At 52.5% G+C, this 22,528-nt stretch carries 38 protein-coding genes; 31 read left to right on the forward strand and 7 right to left on the reverse strand.

What is annotated here, in order from left to right; genetic code table 11:
- From gamL to ACMGGQ_RS07935, 7 genes are all read right to left on the reverse strand, one after another.
- On the reverse strand, window positions 1-279 hold the full coding sequence (gene gamL / locus ACMGGQ_RS07905) for a host nuclease inhibitor GamL (RefSeq protein WP_047400417.1): 279 nt from the start codon (window positions 277-279) through the stop codon (window positions 1-3).
- Between the two features lie 7 nt (window positions 280-286).
- Window positions 287-1,255 carry a hypothetical protein gene (locus tag ACMGGQ_RS07910; RefSeq protein WP_420289807.1) on the reverse strand — a complete coding sequence of 323 codons (969 nt, stop codon included), beginning with the start codon at window positions 1,253-1,255 and terminating at the stop codon, window positions 287-289.
- A gap of 70 nt (window positions 1,256-1,325) precedes the next feature.
- Entirely contained in the window at window positions 1,326-1,760 is a 435-nt protein-coding gene (locus ACMGGQ_RS07915; protein WP_420289808.1) for a zinc-finger-containing protein, read from the reverse strand.
- A gap of 10 nt (window positions 1,761-1,770) precedes the next feature.
- Entirely contained in the window at window positions 1,771-1,980 is a 210-nt protein-coding gene (locus tag ACMGGQ_RS07920; RefSeq protein ID WP_049110426.1) for a cell division protein FtsZ, read from the reverse strand.
- The gene (locus ACMGGQ_RS07925) at window positions 1,977-2,135 is read right to left on the reverse strand and encodes a hypothetical protein (RefSeq protein WP_045332446.1); all 159 of its coding nucleotides are present in this window, start codon (window positions 2,133-2,135) and stop codon (window positions 1,977-1,979) included. Before ACMGGQ_RS07925 ends, ACMGGQ_RS07920 begins: the two co-directional genes overlap by 4 nt.
- Window positions 2,132-2,359 carry a hypothetical protein gene (locus ACMGGQ_RS07930; RefSeq protein WP_325835245.1) on the reverse strand — a complete coding sequence of 76 codons (228 nt, stop codon included), beginning with the start codon at window positions 2,357-2,359 and terminating at the stop codon, window positions 2,132-2,134. Before ACMGGQ_RS07930 ends, ACMGGQ_RS07925 begins: the two co-directional genes overlap by 4 nt.
- A gap of 1,254 nt (window positions 2,360-3,613) precedes the next feature.
- Window positions 3,614-4,330, reverse strand: coding sequence for a LexA family protein (locus tag ACMGGQ_RS07935; RefSeq protein ID WP_045908944.1), 717 nt, complete (start codon window positions 4,328-4,330; stop codon window positions 3,614-3,616).
- A 107-nt stretch (window positions 4,331-4,437) separates the two neighbouring features.
- Between ACMGGQ_RS07935 and ACMGGQ_RS07940 the strand changes: the two genes are divergently transcribed.
- From ACMGGQ_RS07940 to ACMGGQ_RS08090, 31 genes are all read left to right on the forward strand, one after another.
- Entirely contained in the window at window positions 4,438-4,638 is a 201-nt protein-coding gene (locus ACMGGQ_RS07940) for a Cro/CI family transcriptional regulator (RefSeq protein ID WP_006176184.1), read from the forward strand.
- Window positions 4,639-4,641: 3 nt separating this feature from the next.
- The gene (locus tag ACMGGQ_RS07945) at window positions 4,642-5,187 is read left to right on the forward strand and encodes a toxin YdaT family protein (protein WP_219283985.1); all 546 of its coding nucleotides are present in this window, start codon (window positions 4,642-4,644) and stop codon (window positions 5,185-5,187) included.
- Window positions 5,188-5,272: 85 nt separating this feature from the next.
- Window positions 5,273-6,181, forward strand: a complete 909-nt coding sequence (locus ACMGGQ_RS07950; protein ID WP_420289809.1) for a replication protein — start codon at window positions 5,273-5,275, stop codon at window positions 6,179-6,181.
- Window positions 6,178-6,867 (forward strand): replication protein P, encoded by a 690-nt coding sequence (locus ACMGGQ_RS07955; protein WP_420289810.1) that lies wholly within the window; start codon window positions 6,178-6,180, stop codon window positions 6,865-6,867. The genes ACMGGQ_RS07950 and ACMGGQ_RS07955 overlap by 4 nt, the downstream gene beginning before the upstream one ends.
- A 1-nt stretch (window position 6,868) precedes the next feature.
- Window positions 6,869-7,150 (forward strand): winged helix-turn-helix transcriptional regulator, encoded by a 282-nt coding sequence (locus ACMGGQ_RS07960; protein ID WP_420289811.1) that lies wholly within the window; start codon window positions 6,869-6,871, stop codon window positions 7,148-7,150.
- A gap of 168 nt (window positions 7,151-7,318) precedes the next feature.
- Window positions 7,319-7,627 carry a hypothetical protein gene (locus ACMGGQ_RS07965; protein WP_044865812.1) on the forward strand — a complete coding sequence of 103 codons (309 nt, stop codon included), beginning with the start codon at window positions 7,319-7,321 and terminating at the stop codon, window positions 7,625-7,627.
- A 51-nt stretch (window positions 7,628-7,678) separates the two neighbouring features.
- On the forward strand, window positions 7,679-7,945 hold the full coding sequence (locus ACMGGQ_RS07970; RefSeq protein WP_252073435.1) for a hypothetical protein: 267 nt from the start codon (window positions 7,679-7,681) through the stop codon (window positions 7,943-7,945).
- Entirely contained in the window at window positions 7,945-8,199 is a 255-nt protein-coding gene (locus ACMGGQ_RS07975; protein WP_286088113.1) for a DNA polymerase III subunit theta, read from the forward strand. The genes ACMGGQ_RS07970 and ACMGGQ_RS07975 overlap by 1 nt, the downstream gene beginning before the upstream one ends.
- A gap of 51 nt (window positions 8,200-8,250) precedes the next feature.
- Window positions 8,251-8,790, forward strand: coding sequence for a hypothetical protein (locus ACMGGQ_RS07980; RefSeq protein WP_213729834.1), 540 nt, complete (start codon window positions 8,251-8,253; stop codon window positions 8,788-8,790).
- 187 nt (window positions 8,791-8,977) lie between these two features.
- Complete coding sequence (locus ACMGGQ_RS07985) at window positions 8,978-9,433, forward strand: YbcN family protein (RefSeq protein ID WP_420289812.1); 456 nt, start codon at window positions 8,978-8,980, stop codon at window positions 9,431-9,433.
- The gene (locus ACMGGQ_RS07990; protein ID WP_063139436.1) at window positions 9,433-9,603 is read left to right on the forward strand and encodes a NinE family protein; all 171 of its coding nucleotides are present in this window, start codon (window positions 9,433-9,435) and stop codon (window positions 9,601-9,603) included. Before ACMGGQ_RS07985 ends, ACMGGQ_RS07990 begins: the two co-directional genes overlap by 1 nt.
- Window positions 9,596-9,886 carry a DUF1364 domain-containing protein gene (locus ACMGGQ_RS07995; protein WP_252073432.1) on the forward strand — a complete coding sequence of 97 codons (291 nt, stop codon included), beginning with the start codon at window positions 9,596-9,598 and terminating at the stop codon, window positions 9,884-9,886. The genes ACMGGQ_RS07990 and ACMGGQ_RS07995 overlap by 8 nt, the downstream gene beginning before the upstream one ends.
- A complete protein-coding gene (gene rusA / locus ACMGGQ_RS08000) occupies window positions 9,883-10,245 on the forward strand; it encodes a crossover junction endodeoxyribonuclease RusA (protein ID WP_252073431.1) in 363 nt (120 codons plus the stop codon). The genes ACMGGQ_RS07995 and rusA overlap by 4 nt, the downstream gene beginning before the upstream one ends.
- Window positions 10,242-10,358 (forward strand): hypothetical protein, encoded by a 117-nt coding sequence (locus ACMGGQ_RS08005; RefSeq protein WP_252073430.1) that lies wholly within the window; start codon window positions 10,242-10,244, stop codon window positions 10,356-10,358. Before rusA ends, ACMGGQ_RS08005 begins: the two co-directional genes overlap by 4 nt.
- Window positions 10,355-11,044: a bacteriophage antitermination protein Q gene (locus ACMGGQ_RS08010; RefSeq protein WP_420289813.1), complete on the forward strand. Its 690-nt coding sequence runs from the start codon at window positions 10,355-10,357 to the stop codon at window positions 11,042-11,044. The genes ACMGGQ_RS08005 and ACMGGQ_RS08010 overlap by 4 nt, the downstream gene beginning before the upstream one ends.
- Window positions 11,045-11,217: 173 nt before the next feature.
- Complete coding sequence (locus ACMGGQ_RS08015) at window positions 11,218-11,406, forward strand: hypothetical protein (protein WP_235140766.1); 189 nt, start codon at window positions 11,218-11,220, stop codon at window positions 11,404-11,406.
- A gap of 321 nt (window positions 11,407-11,727) precedes the next feature.
- Window positions 11,728-12,126 (forward strand): putative holin, encoded by a 399-nt coding sequence (locus ACMGGQ_RS08020; protein ID WP_420289814.1) that lies wholly within the window; start codon window positions 11,728-11,730, stop codon window positions 12,124-12,126.
- Window positions 12,123-12,404 carry a phage holin family protein gene (locus ACMGGQ_RS08025; RefSeq protein ID WP_420289815.1) on the forward strand — a complete coding sequence of 94 codons (282 nt, stop codon included), beginning with the start codon at window positions 12,123-12,125 and terminating at the stop codon, window positions 12,402-12,404. The genes ACMGGQ_RS08020 and ACMGGQ_RS08025 overlap by 4 nt, the downstream gene beginning before the upstream one ends.
- A complete protein-coding gene (locus tag ACMGGQ_RS08030) occupies window positions 12,401-12,943 on the forward strand; it encodes a glycoside hydrolase family 108 protein (protein ID WP_420289816.1) in 543 nt (180 codons plus the stop codon). Before ACMGGQ_RS08025 ends, ACMGGQ_RS08030 begins: the two co-directional genes overlap by 4 nt.
- Window positions 12,940-13,212 (forward strand): hypothetical protein, encoded by a 273-nt coding sequence (locus ACMGGQ_RS08035; protein WP_420289817.1) that lies wholly within the window; start codon window positions 12,940-12,942, stop codon window positions 13,210-13,212. The genes ACMGGQ_RS08030 and ACMGGQ_RS08035 overlap by 4 nt, the downstream gene beginning before the upstream one ends.
- Window positions 13,169-13,369, forward strand: a complete 201-nt coding sequence (locus ACMGGQ_RS08040; protein ID WP_420290560.1) for a hypothetical protein — start codon at window positions 13,169-13,171, stop codon at window positions 13,367-13,369. Before ACMGGQ_RS08035 ends, ACMGGQ_RS08040 begins: the two co-directional genes overlap by 44 nt.
- Window positions 13,370-13,408: 39 nt before the next feature.
- The gene (locus ACMGGQ_RS08045) at window positions 13,409-14,269 is read left to right on the forward strand and encodes a DUF6236 family protein (protein WP_420289818.1); all 861 of its coding nucleotides are present in this window, start codon (window positions 13,409-13,411) and stop codon (window positions 14,267-14,269) included.
- 274 nt (window positions 14,270-14,543) lie between these two features.
- Window positions 14,544-15,182 carry a putative metallopeptidase gene (locus tag ACMGGQ_RS08050; protein WP_420289819.1) on the forward strand — a complete coding sequence of 213 codons (639 nt, stop codon included), beginning with the start codon at window positions 14,544-14,546 and terminating at the stop codon, window positions 15,180-15,182.
- 32 nt (window positions 15,183-15,214) lie between these two features.
- Window positions 15,215-15,670, forward strand: coding sequence for a DUF2280 domain-containing protein (locus ACMGGQ_RS08055; RefSeq protein WP_252073423.1), 456 nt, complete (start codon window positions 15,215-15,217; stop codon window positions 15,668-15,670).
- Window positions 15,667-16,914: a PBSX family phage terminase large subunit gene (locus ACMGGQ_RS08060; RefSeq protein WP_420289820.1), complete on the forward strand. Its 1,248-nt coding sequence runs from the start codon at window positions 15,667-15,669 to the stop codon at window positions 16,912-16,914. Before ACMGGQ_RS08055 ends, ACMGGQ_RS08060 begins: the two co-directional genes overlap by 4 nt.
- Window positions 16,915-16,981: 67 nt before the next feature.
- The gene (locus ACMGGQ_RS08065; protein WP_420289821.1) at window positions 16,982-17,398 is read left to right on the forward strand and encodes a hypothetical protein; all 417 of its coding nucleotides are present in this window, start codon (window positions 16,982-16,984) and stop codon (window positions 17,396-17,398) included.
- A 67-nt stretch (window positions 17,399-17,465) separates the two neighbouring features.
- The gene (locus ACMGGQ_RS08070) at window positions 17,466-18,815 is read left to right on the forward strand and encodes an anti-CBASS protein Acb1 family protein (RefSeq protein WP_420289822.1); all 1,350 of its coding nucleotides are present in this window, start codon (window positions 17,466-17,468) and stop codon (window positions 18,813-18,815) included.
- Complete coding sequence (locus ACMGGQ_RS08075; RefSeq protein ID WP_420289823.1) at window positions 18,775-19,701, forward strand: phage minor head protein; 927 nt, start codon at window positions 18,775-18,777, stop codon at window positions 19,699-19,701. Before ACMGGQ_RS08070 ends, ACMGGQ_RS08075 begins: the two co-directional genes overlap by 41 nt.
- 2 nt (window positions 19,702-19,703) lie before the next feature.
- Entirely contained in the window at window positions 19,704-20,969 is a 1,266-nt protein-coding gene (locus tag ACMGGQ_RS08080) for a hypothetical protein (protein ID WP_248273626.1), read from the forward strand.
- A 12-nt stretch (window positions 20,970-20,981) separates the two neighbouring features.
- A complete protein-coding gene (locus ACMGGQ_RS08085; protein WP_248273625.1) occupies window positions 20,982-21,431 on the forward strand; it encodes a phage cement protein in 450 nt (149 codons plus the stop codon).
- A gap of 17 nt (window positions 21,432-21,448) precedes the next feature.
- Complete coding sequence (locus ACMGGQ_RS08090) at window positions 21,449-22,525, forward strand: major capsid protein (RefSeq protein WP_248273624.1); 1,077 nt, start codon at window positions 21,449-21,451, stop codon at window positions 22,523-22,525.
- Window positions 22,526-22,528 lie beyond the last annotated feature (3 nt).

The following is a 22,528-nucleotide window of genomic DNA, read 5'->3' on the forward strand; positions in this document are numbered from 1 at the left end:
TTAGAACGGGCAGGGCGCTTGGCGCTGCCATTCTTCTTCGGCGCGGGCATATGCGCAGGCCGAAATGTATTCGTTGTATGCCTCTTCGGCCTTTTCTCCGATAAGCGCAAACTGGGCTTCCTGGGGCAGGAACAAGCTGCTCATTTCCAGAGGTTTCGCAGGGAACATGGCAATCAGTTCTTTCGCCCGGTCGTCGATCCACTTCTCTTTCTCGTCGGTGAGCTGCTGCTCAACCCAGCGCCGATCTTCGATGCGGTCGTAAGTGAGGTATGCGTTCATGGTTGCCTCAATATTTGATGTGCGCGTCCTGCACTTTGCCGCCAGCGATCGCCAGCAGTGCTTTCTGCGCGAATTCTTCTGGGATGCCCTGATTAATCAGGTCGGCGATGACGCGACGGTTGACGGTGCGGCGGTGCTCTTTGTCTGCGGCTCGGCGCGCTTCTTCTTCAGCTTTGCGCTGCTCTTCGGCAAGACGGGCTTTCTCTTTCGCTTCAGCTTCACGCTTGATGCGATCTGCTTCTTCCTGTGCTTTCCGTTTTTCTTCTGCGATGGCGTCCTGCTTCTCACGTTCTGCACGGTCAGCGTCTTCTTTGCGTTTACGCTCTGCGGCATCAGCGCGTGCTTTCTCTTCAGCTACGCGACGCGCTGCAGCATCAAGTTCCGCTTTATGTCTCTCTTCGGCTTCGCGCTTGGCTTTCTCAGCCGCTTCCTGCTTCAGTCGCTCGTCACGTTCACGCTGAGCCTGTTCCGCTAGGCGGCGCTGCTCTTCGCGGTCACGGTCAAACTTGTCATTCATCAGCAGAGCCATTTCGTGGTCTGCCTCGATCTGCGCGGCGCGCTGACGGTCGAACTCTTCGTTCATCACCAGCGCTTCGGCGTGCATCGCGTTCATGGCTTCTTCAGCCTTGATGCGTTCCTGCTCGGCTTCCCATTCTGTGAGTGGGCGGCGCACTTCATCTTTCAGCGCTTCCAGGCGCTCACGCACAATGCGGCGGCTTTCGTCGATCTGCTTAGGCAGGGCTTTAAGCTCGGCAACCAGATCTTTACCGGCGTTGTCGATGTAGGTTTTGGAACGGGCAACCTTGTGCGCCATGGATGCGATAGCGTCGCGGCCTTTGCGGGTCGACACGTCCGGCACCAGGCTGCGAGCTTCTTTCTCGATCGCCTCAATAATCGGGTCGAGCTGCTCTTTGGTGGTGAATACCGCCATTGCGTTCTGTTTCTCAATGACGACTAAATCCGTTACTTCGCTCATGGTTTCTCCTGAAATTTGGATGTGCAGATCCCGCCCGCAGAAAGCCAGGCCGATCGGTTGGATAGGGTGGTTAGCTGTTTAGCCAGTCGTTACAGTGATGCATTGCAGCCTGGCACTGCTCTACGGTGAACCAGCCGAAGTGGCATTCGTGAACAGGTATACCCATCTTGTCAGCCAGCCATTCGTAAGCTTCAGCGCGAGTCATGGCGCCCGACTTCCAGATACGTTCAAATGGCAACTTGCAGCTCTTGCGCGCGTCGCGGGTTGGCTTGTCTGCCAGAGTCCCAAGCGGGATCGCAGTGAAAGGATGAAGTCCGACGTATGCTCCGCAGCATTCACAAAGATATACATACGGCCAATCACTGTAGTCGCGGCCATAGACTTCACCATGAGTGCCGATCCGCACTGAACCAGAGCACAGGTGGCAACTGGTTGGCGCGGGAAGAGGATTCTTTACCCTGGCCGTCGCCTTTTTGCTTGGGTTGGCTGGCGTTTTGATTTCCATATCAGCGTCCTCAGTGAACGATTGGGTTGCCGTGACCGTCCAGAAGGACGTCAATCACGCAGTCACTGAGGCGGATGATTTCTGCATCCGTGTGCAGGTACACCCATTTGCGCTCCTGAATGACTGCTGAGACGCGATAGGTGCGGCCTTCATGCATTGCCATCATTCCGGGCGTGACGCACTGGCGAATGAGCGGGGTGGTGCCGTAGTGGTGCATCATGCCTTCACCTCAACCTGTTTCAGGAGGCCAGCGATATGCATCTGCCAGCGGTTAAGCGTCAGCTTGTCGCGCGGTGCCGATACCGACGTCAACTGCCACTCGTTATCGTTGAGCTTTTTGGCGGTGTACTGCTTGCCGTTGTGGGTGACTTTCATGATGCCTCCCGGGCGCGGAGCATTGCGTCTGCAACGTCATAGGCAACTTCTGCAACTGCCATAGAGAAGGTTTCAAAAGAACTTTCAGGGCTCTGCTTTGATACCAAGAGCGCGGACTGCATGGCTTTAGCTGCGAAGTAATCGCGTAGCGTCATGCCCTCGATAGGATAATTGTGCTCACTACCTGCGACCGGGAATGCCGGACCGCCATGATTCTTACTCATAAATCCTCTTGGCCTTATCGCGGCGAACGGAACGGTTAATACAAGACTTCAACGCATTTATTCAGTGTTTCATTGGGCGGTGGATGGCCGCCGGTTGTCATAACTAAGCCGCCTCGATGAAGCGACTGAGGTATGAAAAAAGCCGCTGGTTAGGCGGCTCATTCAATTTCGCCACACTCTCGCAGTGGCCGCGCTCATGCCCTTGAGTACCTGTCGCTCATCGCCGCTAATAACCGGTGCACGTCTGGCGTTCGCGCTGCTTTACCGGCACGTCTTTTTTCTATTAACCCTAACCAGCGCGCACTCCACCTTTGACGTGGATCTGGCTAGCCATGCTTCGGCTATTCGGGTCAGCACCTGGTGCTGAATTGGCACTACTTGCCGCGGTCTATCCGCTTTACTGCTACATAACCCACCTCACTAGTTGATTTTTGTTTGATAATCATTGCGCTTCGCACCTCTCATCCCGCCAGTGTTGCCCGTTCCCACGCCTTTATCGCTCTCGCGAGGGGGTAGCCTTCTCACCGACCGGTTCGCTGCCGGTGATACGCCGCATTTTGTGCGTTGGGGTCTAAACAGGATTACCGAGTGCTGTTCCGACTTTGCATGTTGTTAAAAAGCAGGCGACTTGCTGTCCGCCGCTGGCTAACTTCGCTCAGCTGTCGATGTTTCGTTTCGATGCATAAACAATACTAGCGGTATTAATATAAATCAATACTAGCGGTATTAATAATTGGTGTGACGGTATTATGTTGATGAAAACTAGGAAGAAATATTTTTGTAAGCGAGCAGAGAGGCTAGTATTGATGGGGTTTCGAACTTTATTGGAGAGGGAAAATGAGGTTACTTGTAGCTGCGGTGTTAGCTTTACCAATGGTTGCTAACGCATCGTGCTGGACTGTGAAAGATCTTAAAGGGTCAAGCTACAGTGAGAGGGAAGGGTATTCTCGGATTGACGACGCGTTTTCTGGAACGTTCACAATCGTTATTGATGGCAATAATGCGACAGTACTGTATGACGGTCTTGATGGTGGAGGGATGGTATATCGAGCTATGAGTAAAAATGTAGTCGTAGGGCTAACCACTGAACCTGGAAAGCACGCCATGGAGACTTGGGTTGTACAGCCTGATGGCGTAGTGTTGATGAGCAAAACGCTATCTGGTTTTGGAGGGATGGATTCAACGAAAGCAATGGTGGGCAGGGTCGCCGGTCAGTGCAAATAGAGGGCGCAAACGCCCCTGTTTGCAAACTTATCAAACGAGCTTTAGTTTCGTCTCAATAGCAACACCGATAATTCTGCAATTACCATTGATGGGAACGAGAGGCCACTGCGGGTTAAGGCCCTTAAGGTATTTTTGGCCTCCATCAATGATCAGTTTCTTAAATGTAGCTTCGTTTGAATCAGACAATTTAGCGATAACGAGGCTGCCATTGATTGGTTCTCGTCCGGTATCGAAAAGAACAAACGTGCCTTCTGGTATGCTTAAGCCAGCGGGCGCAGTCATTGAATCCCCTTCAACACGCAACCAGAATGCATCTCCCTGAATGTGAGCATCTGATTCCAGCCACTGATCAACATCCTTAATCGAGTATGGCTCCAATGCCTCACACCATGATCCGGCCTGTACGCTGCTAATAACCGGGTAACGTTTACCTGGTGTATATCCAATTACATACGGAACTGATGGCTCATTAACGCTGTTTAGCCCCATTTCTGAAAGCTCTTTTGCCAGAGTCGGACTGAATTCCTCAACGCTAACTTTCAGAAGGCGAGCAAAAACTGAAGCTACAGGAAGGTTAAGGGGATTCCTCCCGTTAAGGTAATGGCCTACCGCTCCCTGAGTAATATCCAGCTCGTCAGCAATCGACTGCTGGGTAACTCCGAGTACTTTCTTCTTCGCCTCATAGATGGCTTTAAGGCGCTTTGCGTCCTCAGCCTGAGTCGGTGTGATGTCTTTTTTCTTTTCCATTTTCAGATAGTAATACCTGAGCTATTAATTTAAAAATACCGCCGGTATTGCATGTTTTAATACTTATGGTATTGTTTTTGTATCAACGGTAAGGAGTCACGTTAAAAATGAAAATTTCACTCGCTGAATATGTCGACGAGGTTGGTCAGGTAAAAGCAGCTGATGCCATTGGTGTCCACCAAACGGCAATTAGCAAAGCGATCAGGGTCGGCCGTCAGATTTTCATCAACAAGCTTCCTACTGGCGAGGTTAAGGCGGTCGAGTACCGCGAATTTCCTCACAGTAAGAAGCAGGAACATCAGGAATAGCAAATGCATTCACTTGCGTATCAACAAGGTAACAAATTTTCGCCAACAGCGATGATTTACCAGAATCGCCGGGAGCCTAATCCCGCGGCGTTAAACATCGATGGGATCCGCGCAGCTGTTCGCGCCTGGGCAGCTGATTGTCGCAGTCGTGAATTTGTCGCAGCGCTGATCGTGGAAGAGTGGAGGGCGTCCGGCGGCACCGGTCTGGATATCCCGACTGACTCGCACCGCCAGATGCAAAAAGTATTTCGGTGGATCGATGGCGATACGGAATACGCCGCCAACAACATTCGCCAGCTGGCACCGGCAATCATGTCCGTATTGCCGCTGGAGTACCGCAACCGCCTGGCGCCGCAGAACGACACGATGTCGTTGATCGCCTCTGCGATGAAAGAGTGTGCCGAAGCTAAGCAGGCCGTGCTGCTGGACGCTCCAGAGCATCAGAAGCTGAAAGAGGTAAGCGAGGGTATAGCGTCGCTGTTCCGCCTCATGCCGGAGCAGGTAGGACCGCTGATGACGATGGTTACATCGATGCTGGGGGTTATGTGAGAACTACAGAAATGGCGAAAGCCGGTCTGCGCGAACAGAACCGACTTTCAGGTGCAAATCGTTTGGACTCTTTGCAGGAGTAAGTATGTCAAACACCGCTGAAATTATCAATTTCCCAAACAAAACCGAACAACCGGGAGGTCGTATGGCCGACCTGTCGAACGGGTATACCAAGGTCGCTAACGAGATCCAACAGCTTAAGCCTCGCCTGAGACTGTCAGGCCGGGAATGGCAATGTTTTGAGGCGGTGATCTGGCTTACCTACGGCTGGAATAAGAAACAGGACCGCGTCACAAACACGGTCATTGCTGAGCTTACGGGCCTGAGTGATACCCATGTTTCCGACGCGCTTAAGTCTCTCGCAGAACGCAAAATCATCTTCTCTCAGAAGCAGGGAATGATGAAAATCGTCGGTGTAAATACTGACCTTACTGCCTGGATTTTGGACAAACCGGAAACGGGAAGAAAATTCCCGAAAACGGGAAAATCCTTCCCGAAATCAGGAATAACCTTCCCGAAAACGGTAGTCACCCAATACAAGAACAAGAACAGTATTAAAAGATCTTCGTCCGAGAATTCTGACGAATCCTCTGACGCACGTCTGAAGAAATTTTTATCAGCTCATCCAGAAGCTGCGGTTTACACCCCATCCGGTGCGAAGTGGGGATCGGCTGAAGACCTAAAAACCGCCCAGTGGATTTCCACCAGAGTGAAGCTGATTAACCCAACCTGCAAAGCCCCGGACTTGACCTCCTGGTCTAACACCGTTCGCCTGATGCGCCAGATAGACAACCGGTCTCACCAGGACATCTGCGCGCTGTATGACTGGGCCAGCAAACACCACTTCTGGCAGACCAACATCCTGAGCCCGGAAAGCCTGCGTAAGCAGTGGGACAAGCTGACGATGCAGCGCAATGCTGGTGGCGAGCAGCGCGCCGCTAAGCCAGACCTGGACTTCAACAACACTGACTGGGCCTATGGGGTGATCCGATGAAATCTCTTGCAGAGCAGATGCGTAACCACGATCGCGAGCAGATGAGCCGCATAGCCCATAACCTTCCAGAGCAGTACCAGGAGCGTGCGCCGGTAGAGCAGGTGGCTCAGGTATTCAACAAGCTGTTTAACGAGCTGCGCGCCGCGTTCCCGGCCAGCATGGCAAACTTCCGCACCCAGGACGACCTGAACGAATTCCGCCGTCAGTGGCTGCTGGCGTTTCAGGAGAACGGGATCCACACCATGACACAGGTCGATGCCGGTATGCGCATTGCCCGCCGCCAAGAGCGCCCATTCCTGCCGTCGCCGGGCCAGTTCGTCGCCTGGTGTAAGCAGAGTGGCGGGGCGCTGGGTATCACCGTTGACCAGGTGATCGCCGAATACTGGGACTGGCGTAACCGTTCGTTCGAATTCACCTCCAGCGAGCAATTCCCCTGGTCTCAGCCGGTTATGTACCACATCTGCGTCGAACTGCGCCACCGCAGCACAGAGCGCCAGTTGACTCATGGTGAGCTGGCGAGCGAGGCGGGTGATCTGCTGGACATGTGGGAGAAGCGCGTCACCGCGGGTAAGCCTGTGCCGCCGGTACGCCGGGCGATTGCAGCACCGGCTGCCGAACACGGTCCAACTCCGATCCAGCTGCTGCTGGCGAAGTACAACCGCAACAAGTCGAACGGGATGGTGTGACATGACCATAACAATCCGTGAGCAGGTACTGGCCGCCCTGCGCAATAACCCTGGCCTGAACAATGCCAAACTGGCAGGGCTTATCGGCATGGATACCAAAAAGATATCCGGGACGGTGAGTACGCTGCTGGCCGATGGGCTGATCAGCTGCGAAGGAAAATACGGTCAGCGCCTTTACAGCCTGACCAGCTACGGCATGCGCTTCGCCCCGAACACGATACCGGGCATGAAGCACGGTAAGTCGAAATTAATTCAGCGGACGGACACGAACGTGATCTGCTAGGAATGCCGCAACAGCGCTGTTATGAAGAGGGTATTGATGGTTTGGGGGAGAAATTTACTGTGATTGAAATAGCAAAAATGCAAAAATGATGAGCTGAATCATGATGAGTTGTCTTGGAGGCGGGTAATTTGTCAGCAAAATTTTTTTCACAATAAAGAGTATTCAATAATGAAAGTTTTAATGGTGATCGTGGCAGTTTCTGTGTTGGCTGGCTGTACGAGTGACACCCGCTCAATGTGGCACAGCCGTTATGCATTCAAGACTGTCGGTCAAGTCTCTGCAATGTGTGATGATGGTGATCGGGACGCTTGCTATGCAGCTCGTGATATGGGTGCAATGCAGGTTGGTCTTAATCAAGCAAACCAGACCATTCAACAGCAGCAAGCTCAGCAAGCAGCAATCGATGCCGCTAACAGACCGATTACAACTAATTGTAACCCCACGATAAATGGCGGAATGAGTTGTACAACTTACTAATCTGGCGCGAGAATTAGTAGCGTCACGAACCTTTCCGAATCGGATGGCTCTATGAAACAGTCTAATACTCCAACGCTGCCAACTGTTGAGCAGATATTATCCGTAGCAAAAGAGCGCAATATCCCGCTTACGCCAAAAAAAGCAAAGGAACTGCTTAAGCGTTGGAAGATTGATTTAGAAAGAATAGACATACCTAAAAGTTCAATTCCTGGCAATATGGACATCTTCTCACGTTATATTCAACCGGGGTATGTTGTAGCCAATCCAGGAACAAAAACTGCATATTCTGTCCCGCGGGTGACGAAGAAGGGGAGATGATGTCAGACCATAATATAGCGGCTAAATCCCAAGAAGAGCGCGACAAGGTTAACGTTGACTTGGCTGCCTCCGGAGTGGCCTACAAAGAGCGTCTGAACATGCCTGTTATCGCAGAGGTGGTGGTGCGCGAGCAACCCGAGCATTTGCGGGATTACTTCCTTGAGCGCCTGAAGTTTTATCGCGAGAAGTCGATAGATTTACCAAGGGCATCTGATCCGCGGTACATGGAAATGGCTGATGCTAATAAAAAATAAGTCCTAACATGTTGATCAGCTTATCAGACCTAAACAGGAGGTTTTTCTAAAGTGATTAATATCATTGTTGATTCCAATGCTTGGAATTTTTTACATGTGAGTGGGATCTCCTTAAGCAACGAGCTTCTTAGCGATTATAATTTTCAGATAACATTAGAAGTGTCTCGTGAATTGCAGGAGTTAGAGGGCAAGGAAGGGAAGGAAGCTCTTTATGAATTCTTTGTAAGTGAGACTCAGTCGCTTGAAGAGCCCTTATGCTATTTTGGTTTTTACGATGAGTCAGTGCCTGCTGATGAACAGCGGTTTGGTGGATTTGGTGTTGGCGGGTTCGCATCTGTTCATCAAGATGATTACTTTCAGAAAACAGTCCGCCAAATAAAATCATCAAAGCGTGGTATTTATTATGGCAATGAAGCTGACATGCTGATCGGGTCAAGAGGATTTGGGAACACTTTCATACTAACTGAAGATAATAATAAGTCAGGCCCGATGAAAGAGGCTGAGAACACTATCTATGTTTCAAGAAAATTTCCTATGACTGTGGAGCAGTTTAAGCAATATCTTGATCTTGAAACCTCAAAAACTCTTTAGTTACTGTGCTTTGATTTTTCATAATCACTCCGCCATAATCATGTCATCGGAGCCTGAACAACTTCGGTGACTTCTTCGCATTTAAGGGGACTTAAATGCGACAACAATCTGAACTCCTCACCTTGTCACAGATGCTTATCGGCACCTGCGATTTTCTGCATTCTGCGTTACCTCTCGGAGGTGGCGTATGACTTTGCCAGTAGACGGTATCAAACTCCATCGCGGCAACTTCGCGGCCATAGGCCAGAAAATTCAGCCATTGCTGGATGCCGGGCAATGCTTCCGCCTGCAGGTTAAGCCGTGGCGCGAGAAGCGCAGCCTGTCGCAGAACGCGCTCAGTCACATGTGGTACACGGAAATCAGCGAATACCTTATCGCCCACGGCAAGACCTTCGCTACGCCTGAGTGGGTCAAAGACGCAATGAAGCACACCTATCTCGGCTACGAAAACAAAGACCGCGTAGACGTTGTGTCCGGCGAGGTCACCTCCGTGCAATCCCTCCGCCATACGTCAGAGCTGGAAACCGGCGAGATGTATATCTTCCTGTGCAAAGTCGAAGCCTGGGCGATGAATATCGGTTGTCACCTGACCATTCCCCAAAGTTGCGAGTACCAGCAGTTGCGCGATAAGCAGGAGGCGTGATGTCTACTCCACTTTCCCGCGTCATCACCAACGAAATCTTTCGCGTTCCGGCGCGCCGCCAGCGCAAGCCCGCGGTTAAGCCGTCCGACATCCCGACTTTCAAGGACTACACCGCTCGCCTGGTGGATCAGAAATGGCTGCGTCTCGCGGCACGGAGGGCGCATGGCTAATTTATGCAAGGCCGCACGCGGCCGCGAATGTCAGGTGCGGATCCCAGGCGTATGCAATGGCGACCCTGAAACCTCAGTGCTGGCACATATCCGCCTGGCGGGCCTGTGCGGAACCGGAATTAAGCCGCCTGACCTGATCGCCACCATCGCATGCAGCAGCTGCCACGACGAGATTGATCGCCGCACCCGTCTGGTCGATGCGGAATATGCAAAGGAGTGCGCGCTGGAAGGCATGGCTCGCACGCAGGTCATATGGCTTAAAGAGGGGCTCGTAAAAACATGAATGAGTACCGCATCAGCCTCCCGTGGCCGCCGAGCAACAACCGCTACTACCGTCATAACCGCGGGCGCACGCACATCAGCACAGAAGGGCAGGCGTACCGCGACAGTGTCGCCAGAATCATCAAAGACTCAATGCTGGATATCGGCCTGGCGACACCCGTGAAAATCCGCATTGAGTGCCATATGCCGGATCGCCGCCGCCGCGACCTGGACAATCTGCAAAAGGCCGCGTTCGACGCCCTGACGAAATCCGGGTTCTGGCTCGATGACCAGCTGGTTGACTACTACAGCGTGAAGAGGATGCCAATCGTCAAAGGCGGCAGGCTTGAATTGACCATCACCGAACTGGAGGCCGAATGAACCACACAGACTTCCTGCGGTACCAGGCAGAAAGCGTTAAGCGCGCCAACCTGCCGCCAGTAGCAAAGCATAACCAGACCAAAACCAACCAGCCACATAAGGAAGCCGCATGAACAGTCAGCAACTGGAATACGTACGTCAGCAACTCATTGTGGCAACCGCAGATCTGAGCGGGGCGACGAAAGGGCAACTGGTAGCTTTCGCAGAGAACGCGCAATTCACCGATACGGCGCGCAGCCGGGGCCGGAAGAAAGTCACTGACCCGGTAACCGGCCGGAAAGTGAACCCGGACGGCCCTGCGATGAGTGGAAGTCAGTCCCGCGCCAAGGGATCGTCTATCGCGCTGGTCAGCCCGGTAGAGTTCGGCACCGCCTCATGGCGCCGCGCTGTTTTATCGCTTGAAGATCACCAGAAAGCGTGGCTGCTCTGGAGCTACAGCGAGAATATCCGCTTCGAATACCAGGTGGCGATCACCCAGTGGGCGTGGGCTGAGTTCCGGGAACAGCTCGGCGCAAAGAAGGTGGCCGGCAAGACCATTGAGCGGCTGAAGAAACTTATCTGGCTGGCGGCGCAGGACGTCAAAGCGGAGCTGTCAGGGCGTGAGACGTACGAATACCAGGCGCTGGCGGAACTGGCTGGCGTAGCGAAATCGACCTGGACGGAAACCTATTTGCCTCACTGGCTGGCAATGCGTAACAGCTTTAAGCGACTCGACAGCGGTGCGCTTATCTCAGTAACGCGATCACGTTCACAACAAAAGGCGACAAATTTAGACGTAAGTCTTGCAAAACCGAACTGAAACGCATATATTTCATGTAAATCTGATACCGTCGCCATAGCTTTGTAGGTCGACAAAGAATTAATTGCCTCGCCATCGTGCGGGGCTTTTTACTCAATGCACCTTTTAGTATTTCTAACGCCACTCAGTTCACGGCAGATTTATACTCCTCTCGTTAGGTTGAGGAGATGAGTATGCAAGAAGGTTACTACTGGATTCAGCACTGCGGCACGGTACAGGTTGCCTACTACACCAATGATGTTGTTGATGACCTGGAAACGGGCAAGTCCATTACCGGGGTCTGGCATTTAACCAGGGGTGATGACATCTGCAACAATGGAGAGGCAGAGCTCATCAGCGGGCCGTTATCACCACCCCTGTGAGCACTGATAGTTAATAAGCCGATGACTGATACCTATAATATCCCGCGCCACTGACCTCGTCGCCAATGGATGGCGGAAAGTTGGAATTATCCGCGGGGTCAGTCCAAAACAATGAAGCCTCGGCATCTCGCCGGGGCTTTCTTATTTGCGGTACGCCGCACTCAGAACCCACTACCTGGGACCCTTCGGCCAGAGAGCCGACATTGCCTTACCCTCATCTTCCCGGCCTGTCGCCGGGTTTTTTATTCAGGCCGCAGACAATCAATTCCAGATGCCACGTTGCCTCCGTGTCTGACGGCCTTCTCTACACATGGACCTTCTATGTCTGAACCTCTAACCATTGCTGGCGGCGTAACATCCGCAGCTATCGGAGTGACGTTCGCATCTCTGTTCCCCGAAGCAACGCCTGGCGTAATGCTGTGCGCGCTGGCTGGTGCAGCAATGTACGTTCTGACATCCGATCCACACCAACTATGGAAGCAGTTCCTGTTCGCCGTCATCAGCTTTGTCGGCGGGGTTTTCTTCTCGGTGCCAATGGCGAAGATACTGGCCGGGGTGATTAACACCGCCCTTGGCCTGCTACAGCCGCCAGTAAGCATCGAAGTATCCCCGAATATCGGCGCGCTGGTTTCTGCTTCCATCTCTGTCGCAGTCCTGCTTCGCATCCTCGCCAAATCAAAACGGGGGAAGATGCCTGGACTGGAGGAGGAAGGCCAATGACATGGCAAAACATCATTCTGGATGCAAACGCCATAATCTGTGCCCTGATCGTCGTCAGGCTGATGCTCTTCAGTAAAAGCGGTAAGCGGCACAGACCAGGTGTAACGCTGATGGCGTACCTGATGATTCTGGCTGCCGGCTTCACGGCGTTCCGCATTCTCTACGGCAAATACCTGCAGGTGGATCCGGGAGAGCTGATGCTGAACGTCGCTATATGCGTCGCGGTGTGGCGCTCCCGCGGCAATCTCGCCAAAGTTTTCCAGAAGGCCGGGCAATGACCAAAGACGACATCTTCAACGCCATCCTCGGAAAAGAGGGCGGCTACGTGAATCACACGGATGATAAAGGCGGCCCAACGAACTGGGGCATAACCCAGGCCACGGCACGCGCCCACGGTTATTCCGGTGATATGCGCAATCTGACCCGCGAGCAAGCTCTGGAAATCCTCGAGGCTGATTACTGGTATGGCCCACGCTTCGACCAGGTTGCAGCTGTATCACCAGTCATCGCTGCGGAACTCTGCGACACTGGCGTGAACATGGGGCCATCGGTACAGGTGAAGTGGTTCCAGCGCTGGCTGAACGTATTCAACAACCAGCAGCAGTTCTATCCCGACCTGATCGCCGACGGACAGATTGGCCCCCGTAGCATCAGCGCGTTGAAGTCTTTCCTGGCGAAACGCGGTAGTGAGGGTGAGACCGTATTGCTCCGTGCATTGAACTGCAGCCAGGGCCAGCGTTATCTCGAGTTGGCAGAGCAGCGCCCGGCTAACGAATCATTCGCCTATGGCTGGATCCTTGAGCGAGTGAGCCTATGACGAAACTGAAAGCCATCCTGGCGTTTATCGTTACTGCTGCGTTGGTGGAACTGGTCGCTTTTGGTCTTGGTAGCATGCGAGGCCGGGAAAAGGCGGAAGCCAAAGCCGATAAGCAGCGAACCGACGAGAACGCCGCGGCCACCAAAGCAGCTGCAGAACGCCGCGTTGAAGTCACCAAGGAGGCCAGCAATGTTCAGCAGACGGTTAGCCATATGCCTGATGACGATGTTGATCGTGAGCTGCGGGCAAACTGGACCCGCAAAGGTTGAACTCGTCGATACCGGCTGTGACTGGGTCAACGTCATCCGCCTCACTGAGCACGACATCGAGGTGATGGATCGCCAGACGAAGAAAGACGTGCTGGCGCACAACAAATCGGTGCAGGCGAACTGCGCGAGAATAGAACTTAATGGATACCTTCCATAATGCTAATATGAGACCCCGACCCATTCAGGACTTAGCGTTATGGAAAGAGGTGTAATTTTCACTCGAAGTGAATTGATCAAAATCTCAGGCCAAGGTTTTAGAACTGGTAAGGCAATTACCAGATTAGACATTAATTATTTTTTACTATACTGGGACCGGTTAGTATCACCCACAAATAATATTGTTCATTTTGGCTTACCATGTGAAGATGAGTTAATCAGTCTCGGGAAACTTGAAGTTCTCAAGTTTTCGGCAAAAAATATGGAAGACTCATTTTATTGTGAATTTGACGCTTTGTCTCAGGCGAAATCACTGGAGTTAATGAGAGGGAAGTATAAAAGTACTGACTGGCGAATCCACTCCCTCAATGACGAACTCAATTTTTCTGACAGTGATTCCGTTGTAAAGCAAACTTTGAGATTTGATTTATGCAACCTTCTTCCTGTTCCGGGTCCAGACGTCAATCTTAACGATATTCTAGAGTTTAAGGAAAGAAGAGCTGATGAATTAATAGCACTTCACTCTTATATCGACGAGCTTTATTTTGAAGTTATTAATTCTGGAGATTTTGAATTATCTAAAGCTAAAGCTTTTGATGGCTTCAAAAGAGCTATTGCTGATTTGGATGCATTAAACTCGCAAGGTTGGAGAAGTCCAATCAAATTTGATATCTCTTCCTCTTTTGAGTTCGACCTGAGTCAGGTAATGACTGCCGCTACAGCAGGGGTAGCTGCCATTAATAGTGAGCACCCTTTTGCGATGTTAAGTGTTGGTGCGGTCGCCTCTGTTCTCGGGGGATTCATCAAAGTTACTCCGAAAATACAAAGCGTATTGAAGAATGGCAATAAAAATCTTGCCTACCTTGCAAAAGTAAAGGTCGAAGGTGTGATAGCAAAATAACAGTTCAGAGGTAACGCAATGAGACTGGCGTGGTCTGGAAGAAAATTCGCATTATCATTTTCCATGCTTTGCATTGGCTCGGTATTGCAATTCCATTATCCAGGATATACGCACTATTCATTCCTCCTGGTAGCGTTGATGTTTGGTTTTACAAAGCATAATGACACTTAGTGAAGAATCAATACTTTATGAGGCCTCGCTTGAGCGGGGCTTTTTATTGTCATCACTATAGGCAGGCCCATCGTAATGGCGTAACAAAAACCGGAGTTAATCAATGGCTGAACATGACGAGCGCAGGCCATACCCACCGGTTAACTTAATTAGCGCCGAGAACTGGCATTCTTATACCAGACTGATACCTGCCAACGAAGTTAATGAGTGGGTAAACCGACAGATCCTCAGCGATACCGGCAACATCCACAACCCAGACCACGAACATTTGCTTGAAGCTGACCTCTGCTTCATGTGGGCGTCTGACTCATTCGCGAAGAAAGGGCGCTACGTCCTCGGCCAGGCCGAGCAGGTAATGCTCCGCGCTGGTGGTTGGCAGAAAGCCAGAATGGAACAGCAGATGCATGAATGGTTCGGACGCATTCCGAAGTTCATCATTACGCTGGCAGCCGACTACTGCTCACAATGCAGTGACATCGAGTTCTGCGCGCTGGTAGAACATGAGCTTTACCACATCGCTCAGGCCACCGATGATTTCGGCGCGCCTAAGTTCAACAAAGAGACCGGGCAGCCAGTGCTTACACTGCGCGGCCACGACGTCGAAGAGTTCACAGGTGTCGTACGTCGATACGGTGCCAGCAAAGAAGTACAGGAGCTCGTTGATGCGGCCAATTCGCCAGCAGAAGTGGCTCACATCGATATAGCCAGGTCATGCGGGACATGCATGTTAAAGCTGGCCTAACAATATGACTGATTATGACAGGCAGGTAATTTATGGCGACACTGAAAGGTGAGGTCAAAGCCTTCATCGTTCAGTCTCTTGCCTGTTTCGATACCCCATCCCAGGTGGTTGAGCTGGTCAAAAAAGAATTTGGCCTGAGCATCACTCGTCAGCAGGTCGAATCTCACGACCCGACGAAAGCAAACGGCAGGGGGCTGGCGCAGAAGTGGGTTGAGCTATTCCACGAAACCCGTAAGCGCTTCCAGACCGAATTAAGCGACATTCCGATCGCCAACAAAGCATATCGTCTCCGTGCACTTGACCGGATGATGACCCGCGCCGAGGGCATGCGAAACATGGCGCTGGCTGCCTCGCTGATGGAGCAGGCTGCCAAAGAGGTTGGCGACGCGTATAGCAACAAACAGAAGGTCGAGCACACCAGCCCGGACGGAACCATGACACCACAGCCGACCATCATTCAGCTACTACCCGTTGAGCCGAAAGCATGAGTAACGCCGTTCAACTGCCTATCCCCGCGAAGCTTGCGCCGCTGTTCACTGCCGTGAATAAGCGCTACCGGTGCTCGCATGGTGGGCGTGGCAGCGCCAAGACGCGCACATTCGCGCTGATGACTGCAGTAAAGGCGTATCAGTCGATGATGAACGGTGAAAGCGGCGTGGTGCTCTGCGCGCGTGAGTTCATGAACTCGCTGGAAGAGTCGAGCATGCAGGAGGTGAAACAGGCGATCCTGTCTGTTCCATGGTTGGCTTCCAACTTTGATATCGGCGAGAAGTACATCCGCACCATCGACAAGAGCGTTAACTACGTGTTCTGCGGTCTGCGGCATAACCTCGACAGCATCAAGTCGAAAGCGCGCATCCTGCTTTGCTGGGTAGATGAGGCTGAATCAGTCAGCGAAATAGCCTGGCAAAAGCTGAGCCCGACCGTTCGTGAGGAAGGTTCAGAGATTTGGGTGACATGGAACCCGGAGCGCGACGGTAGCGCCACGGATAAGCGTTTCCGCAAAGAGGCTGGCGACGACTGCATAACCGTTGAGATGAACTATACGGATAACCCGTGGTTCCCTGACGTGCTGGAAGGCGAGCGACAGAACGATCAGCGCCGCCTCGACCCGGCAACATACGCATGGGTGTGGGAAGGGGCTTATCTCGAAAACTCCGATAAGCAGGTGCTGGCTGGGAAATACCGGATCGCTGAGTTCTCGGACCAGCTATGGAAAGAGGCCGATCGCCTGTTCTTCGGTGCTGACTTCGGTTTCGCCAAAGATCCTAACACACTGGTGCGTTCGTTCATCCTGCACAACCGGCTGTACATCGAATACGAGGCATACGGTCAGCAGACAGAGCTCGACCACATGCCAGAGTTATACGACACCATCCCCGGATCGCGTGACTGGCCAATTAAGGCCGACTCGGCACGACCTGAGACAATAAGCTATCTCAAGCGGCAGGGCTTCAATATCTCGGCCGCCGAGAAATGGCAGGGTAGCGTCGAGGACGGCATCGCGCATCTTCGCGGGTTCGACGAAATCATTATTCATCCGCGCTGCAAGAACGTAGCGCGTGAGGCCCGCATGTGGTCATACAAAACTGACCGCATCACCGGCGAGGTATTGCCGAAGCTTGCCGATGGCTATGAGCACTGCTGGGATGGCATTCGCTATAGCCTAGGCGGGCACATTAAGCGTAAAGGCCAGATGGCCGGGATGATGATTCCAAAAAGGTTGCGATAAAACTCCGGTTCGGTTTGCTCATTCAGAATGCAGTATCATTTCTGCATGCTAACGAATGGAGAGTGATATGAACTGGTCAGTGTTTTGGTCTGCTGTTTCTGCTGTTTTTACCGGCTTAACAGTTTTGATAGCTGTTTGGGCAATGTTCCGGTGGCGGAAGCAAGAGGAATTGAAAGCCAAATTGAATTTCAAAATGGCCGTAGCTAATTACTCATTTCAATTAACTCAAATGCCTCAAATGCTCAATAACCCAGTGATAAGGCATGAGAGCGTAGATAGCACCAAGAGACTAAATGAATTGCTTGCTGCGGCCAACAATGCCTGGATGATATGCGAAGGATTATTGGACGGTAACCGAGAAGTGAAAGAGTCTTGGGACTTTATATTCAACAATAATAAGTTGTATTTCAGTGGTGATCTGGACTCTGCACTACTTGGCCAAGCATGCATAGGAATACTGAAGAATAAGTTCGTATTCGATTAGTTAGTTCACATCGTAAGGTCGCCACGGCGGCCTTTTTTATTGCCATAAATCCACCAACGGACAATCCATGACTGACAAATTAACTCTCGCCGTCAACCATGCGTTGAACGATGCGCGGATGGCGCGCGCCCGTATGGGGCTGATGGCGCCTACAATGGGGCTGGACAATAAGCGCCACTCTGCATGGTGCGAGTATGGATTCCCTGAGCAGGTCACCTACGAAAACCTCTACGCTCTATACCGGCGCGGTGGCATAGCTCACGGCGCAGTAGAGAAGATGGTGGGCAAGTGCTGGCAGACTAACCCGGAAATCATCGAGGGTGATGATGCCGACGAGAGTAAGGATGAAACTGCTTGGGAGAAGAACACCAAAAAGGTTTTCACAAAGCGCCTATGGCGGGCTTTTGCTGAAGCAGACCGCCGCCGCCAGGTTGGACGTTATGCGGGTATCCTGCTGCACATCAATGATTCCAGAACATGGGATCAGCCGGTATTTCGTGGGAAGTCACTAAAAAAGGTTACGATCGCATGGGCTGGGTCACTAACAGTCAGCGAGTGGGTTACTGACCAGAAATCGGCAGATTACGGCCAGCCAAAGCAGTGGAAATACGTTGAGAGCCTGCCAAATGGCGGGACAAATCAGCGCTTCGTACATCCCGATCGCGTCTTCATCCTTGGTGACTATTCTAATGATGCTATTGGCTTCCTTGAGCCTGGCTATAACGCCTGCGTCAGCCTTGAGAAGGTCGAGGGTGGTTCTGGTGAGTCATTCCTAAAGAACGCCGCGCGGCAGCTTAATGTCAACTTTGAGAAGGAAATCGACTTCAATAATCTCGCATCACTTTATGGCGTGAGCATTGACGAGTTGCAGGATAAGTTTAACGAAGTTGCCGGGGAAATGAACCGTGGTAACGATGTTCTGATGACAACCCAAGGGGCTACAGTCGCACCACTGGTCACAGCTGTAGCGGATCCGTCAGCGACCTATAACGTCAACCTGCAAACCTTCGCTGCATCTGTTGATATCCCTGTGAAAGTTCTGGTTGGGATGCAGACGGGTGAAAGGGCAAGCACCGAGGATCAGAAATATTTCAACGCGCGCTGTCAGTCACGCCGCGGCGACCTGTCATTCGAAATTGAAGACTTCAGTGACAAGCTCATCGAGCTGAAAATTATTGATGCTGTCAGCGAGAAGACGGTGATCTGGGATGACCTTAACGAGCAGACTGGCACTGAGAAACTCGCCAATGCCAAAACCATGGCAGAAATTAACCAGACGTTCCAGGGCAGCGGAGAGAATCCGGCTTTCAGCCGCGAAGAAATTCGCACAGCAGCCGGTTATGAAAACGTCGATGAATTCCCGTTAGGAGAAGAGGATGGCGACGAAGAAGGCGAAGCCACCAACTCTACCGCGTAACTATCAGGATCCGACCGGAGCCGATGCGCTGGAACGCCGGGCAATGAAAGACTTCGCCAGGCGGATGAATAAGATTGGCAAAGCGTACAAATCAGCACTCTACAAAATACCTTCCTCCCTCGCAGTAAATGCCAGATACGAATACCAGTTAAACCCAACGCTACTCTCCATCATCCTGAACGATGCCAGTTACCTGGTTGATCAGGTGCTGCTTGAAGGTGGTGATTACGACCTGTGGTTTTACGAGTACATCGATCTGGCTTCGGAGAAGGGGACCGGGCAGTCGTTCTACAACCTCAGCCAGCAATCCCCGGTGTACTCAGCCGGGCGTGAGTCGTTAGCGTCCATCCTCGCAAGCGACCCGTACCAGCAACTTATGGCGCTGGTGCATGCGCGAGTGTTTGAGGAAATGAAGGGGCTGAGTGCTGACGTTAAGCGCGACATGGCGCGCGTGCTGACTGATGGGGTGGGGCGTGGGCTCAATCCGTTGGACATTGCCCGCAACCTGACAGACCAGACCGGCATCGAGAAACGCCGGGCGAACCGGATAGCACGCACTGAAGTGACTACCGCGCTGCGCCGGGCCAAGTGGGATGAAGACCAGGAGGCGAATGACCTGTTCGGCCTTAAAACGCGGCTGGTTCACATCTCAGCTCTGTCGCCGACAACGCGACATACCCACGCAGTGCGCCATGCCCACCTCTACACCAATGAAGAGGTGCGTGACTGGTACAGCAAAGATGGCAACTCCATCAACTGCAAATGCAGCCAGCAGTCGGTGCTGGTGGATGCCGACGGCAAGCCGGAATACCCGGACACCATCACGAAACTCAAACAGGAATATAAATCGATGCAGGCGCGCGGTTACGCCTGGGCGGAGAAATAGCTATGCCTATGCAGGTCAACATCACCACGAAGGTGAACAGCCAGTCTATCCGGCGCGAAACATACAACGGGCGTGAGCATCTGGTGTTGCCGAGCTACACGCTGCCAGCAAACGTCGTCATGAATGGCGGCTTGTACACGCAAGAGCAAATCGACGCCCACTATAAGGGGCTGGAAGGCACCCTGGCACCGCTTGGGCATCCTCAGGTTAACGGTCAGTTCGTGTCTGCTTTCTCCCCAGAGGGGATTAACGCAGGCCATATCGGCGCGTGGAACCGCAACGTTAAGAAGTCCGGTAATCGCATCTACCTCGAAAAGTGGGTTGACGTGGCCCGCGCCAGCGAATCTGAAGGTGGCAGGGAGCTGCTTGAACGCGTCGCTGCCATTGAGCGCGGTGAAGACGTTCCGCCGATTCATACCAGTGTTGCCGCATTCCTCGACCAGCTTGAGCCCAACGATCAGCAGCGCGCCACAGGTGCTGATTGGGTGGCAGATATCCACGGCATGGACCACGACGCGATCCTGCTGCACGAAGTCGGAGCCGCCACCCCTGAGCAGGGCGTTGGCTTGATGGTTAACGCTGATCTGGCTCAGCCGCTTAAAGCGAACTCAGGCGCGCTGGTGGGTGAATCATACCGGGAGCGTGAACAGCGCCTCGATCGTGCAGCCAAAGCTAAGTTTGCGCCGGGTACGGATGAATATGCCTGGGTTGCTGACTTCACTGACTCGCAGGTGGTCATCGTGCGAAATGGCGGTGATACACAGGTTTACGGTTATTCCGCTGATGGCGGGAAGATCACCATCGACGATACCGGCACTGTAGTAGCGCGTCAGGAATCGTGGGTAGCCGTCGTAGCCAACAAATTGAAAGCTCTATTCACACCGCAGGAACAGCCTGCACCAAACCACAAAACGGAGGGCGACATGCCTTTAACCACTGAAGAGAAACAAGAGCTGATCAGCGAAATCGGTAAAGGCCTGGCCGCAAACTTCGCCGAAGCCCTGAATCCGATTAAAGATGCGATCACCGGTCTGCAGGCCAATCAGGACAAGCTTACCGAAACACTGACCGCCAATTCTCGCGCTGAAGAGAAAGCCAAGCGTGATGCGGTTGCTGCGGTTCATGGCGACATCGTGGCCAACGCACTTTCTGGCGATGCCTTGGACGCAATGTTCAAGTCGCTGGGCGAAGCTGCACCGCTGGGCACCAACAACGCACAGCAGCACAAAGAAACCGGCGCGCCTTCTGCTGCCGAATACTTCAAATAAGGAGCCGGAATAATGCCTCGTTATCGTCGCGTTAATATCGACGGTCAGTCTCTGTACAAGACCGAAACCCGCACCACGGCGGCTGCACTGCTTCCGGGCACCGCCGCAATCATTAACTCATCCGATAAATTCGCTCAGGCCACCGCGCTAACCGGCCGCCTGTACATCATCGATGTCGGTTATCACCAGGGCCTGACCATCACCGAAACAATCCCCGCCGGTGATTCAGCTGTAGGCAACTATGTCGAAGAAGGACGTGAGCTGGCGTTACGTTGCCTGCCTGGTGCGTATAAGAAAGACAGCCCTATCAAGCTGGGAACCGCCGGCCAGTTCACCCTCGCCACTTCCGACACTGATTCGGTGATCGGCTACAGCCAGGATGAATACACCATCGCGGCAAGCACAACCGACTTCATTCGCGTGCGTATGCGCGTTGGCACCGTAGCCGCCGCTGGCGCGTAACAAAAGGATAAACGCATATGTACTTTTCTAAAGAGACACTGGCGACTAACGCTCGCCTTGGCGCTCACTGGAATGAGTTGTGGGCTAACCGCAACATGTGGAACGCGCAACATGACTCTATGATTGCCGTAAACCGCGCGCACATGACGCCAGAAATGTTGGCATGTAACGCTGTCGGTGGTTTCGCTCGTGACTTCTGGGCTGAAATTGATAACCAGATCCTGCAGCTACGCGATCAGGAAGATGGCATGGAAATCATCAATGACCTGATGGGCGTCCAGACAGTGCTTTCAGTTGGCAAGACGGCGAAGTTATATAACGTTGTCGGCGACATTGCTGATGATGTTTCTGTGAGCATCGACGGTCAGGCTCCGTTCTCCTTCGATCACACTGACTACGCTAATGATGGTGACCCAATTCCGGTATTTACTGCTGGCTACGGCGTAAACTGGCGTCACGCTGCAGGCCTGAACTCAGTTGGCGTGGATCTGGTACTGGACTCGCAGATGGCTAAGCTTAAAAAGGTAAATAAGCGCCGTGTGGCTTATTACCTTTCCGGTGATGCGAAAATTCAGGTGCAGGGTTATCCAGCTCAGGGCATGAAAAACCATCGAAATACGAAGAAAATTAACCTTGGTTCTGGAGCTGGTGGGGCAAACATCGATCTGACAACCGCCACCACAGAGCAGATCATTGAATTCTTCGGTAAAGGAGCCTTCGGTACTACTGCTCGCGCCAACAAGGTTTCTTCCTATGATGTCATGTGGGTATCTGATGAGATCTGGGCGAACCTGGCAAAACCATATGTAGTAAACGGCGTGATCAGTGGCAATGTATTGCAGGCTGTCCTACCGTTTGCTCCGGTCAAGGAAATTCGGCAGACCTTCGCGCTAACGGGTAACGAGTTTATCGCGTACGTTCGTCGTCGTGACGTGATCTCTCCCCTGGTAGGTATGGCTCAGGGCGTTATTGCTCTGCCACGTCCACTGCCTAACGTTAACTACAACTTCCAGATCATGTCTGCTGAAGGTCTGCAAATCACCGCAGACGATCAGGGCCTGTCTGGCGTTGTCTACGGCGCTGTACTGGCGTAAGGA

It is taken from the genome of Enterobacter sp. BNK-13 (genome assembly GCF_048685015.1).
Lineage (GTDB): Bacteria > Pseudomonadota > Gammaproteobacteria > Enterobacterales > Enterobacteriaceae > Enterobacter > Enterobacter quasiroggenkampii.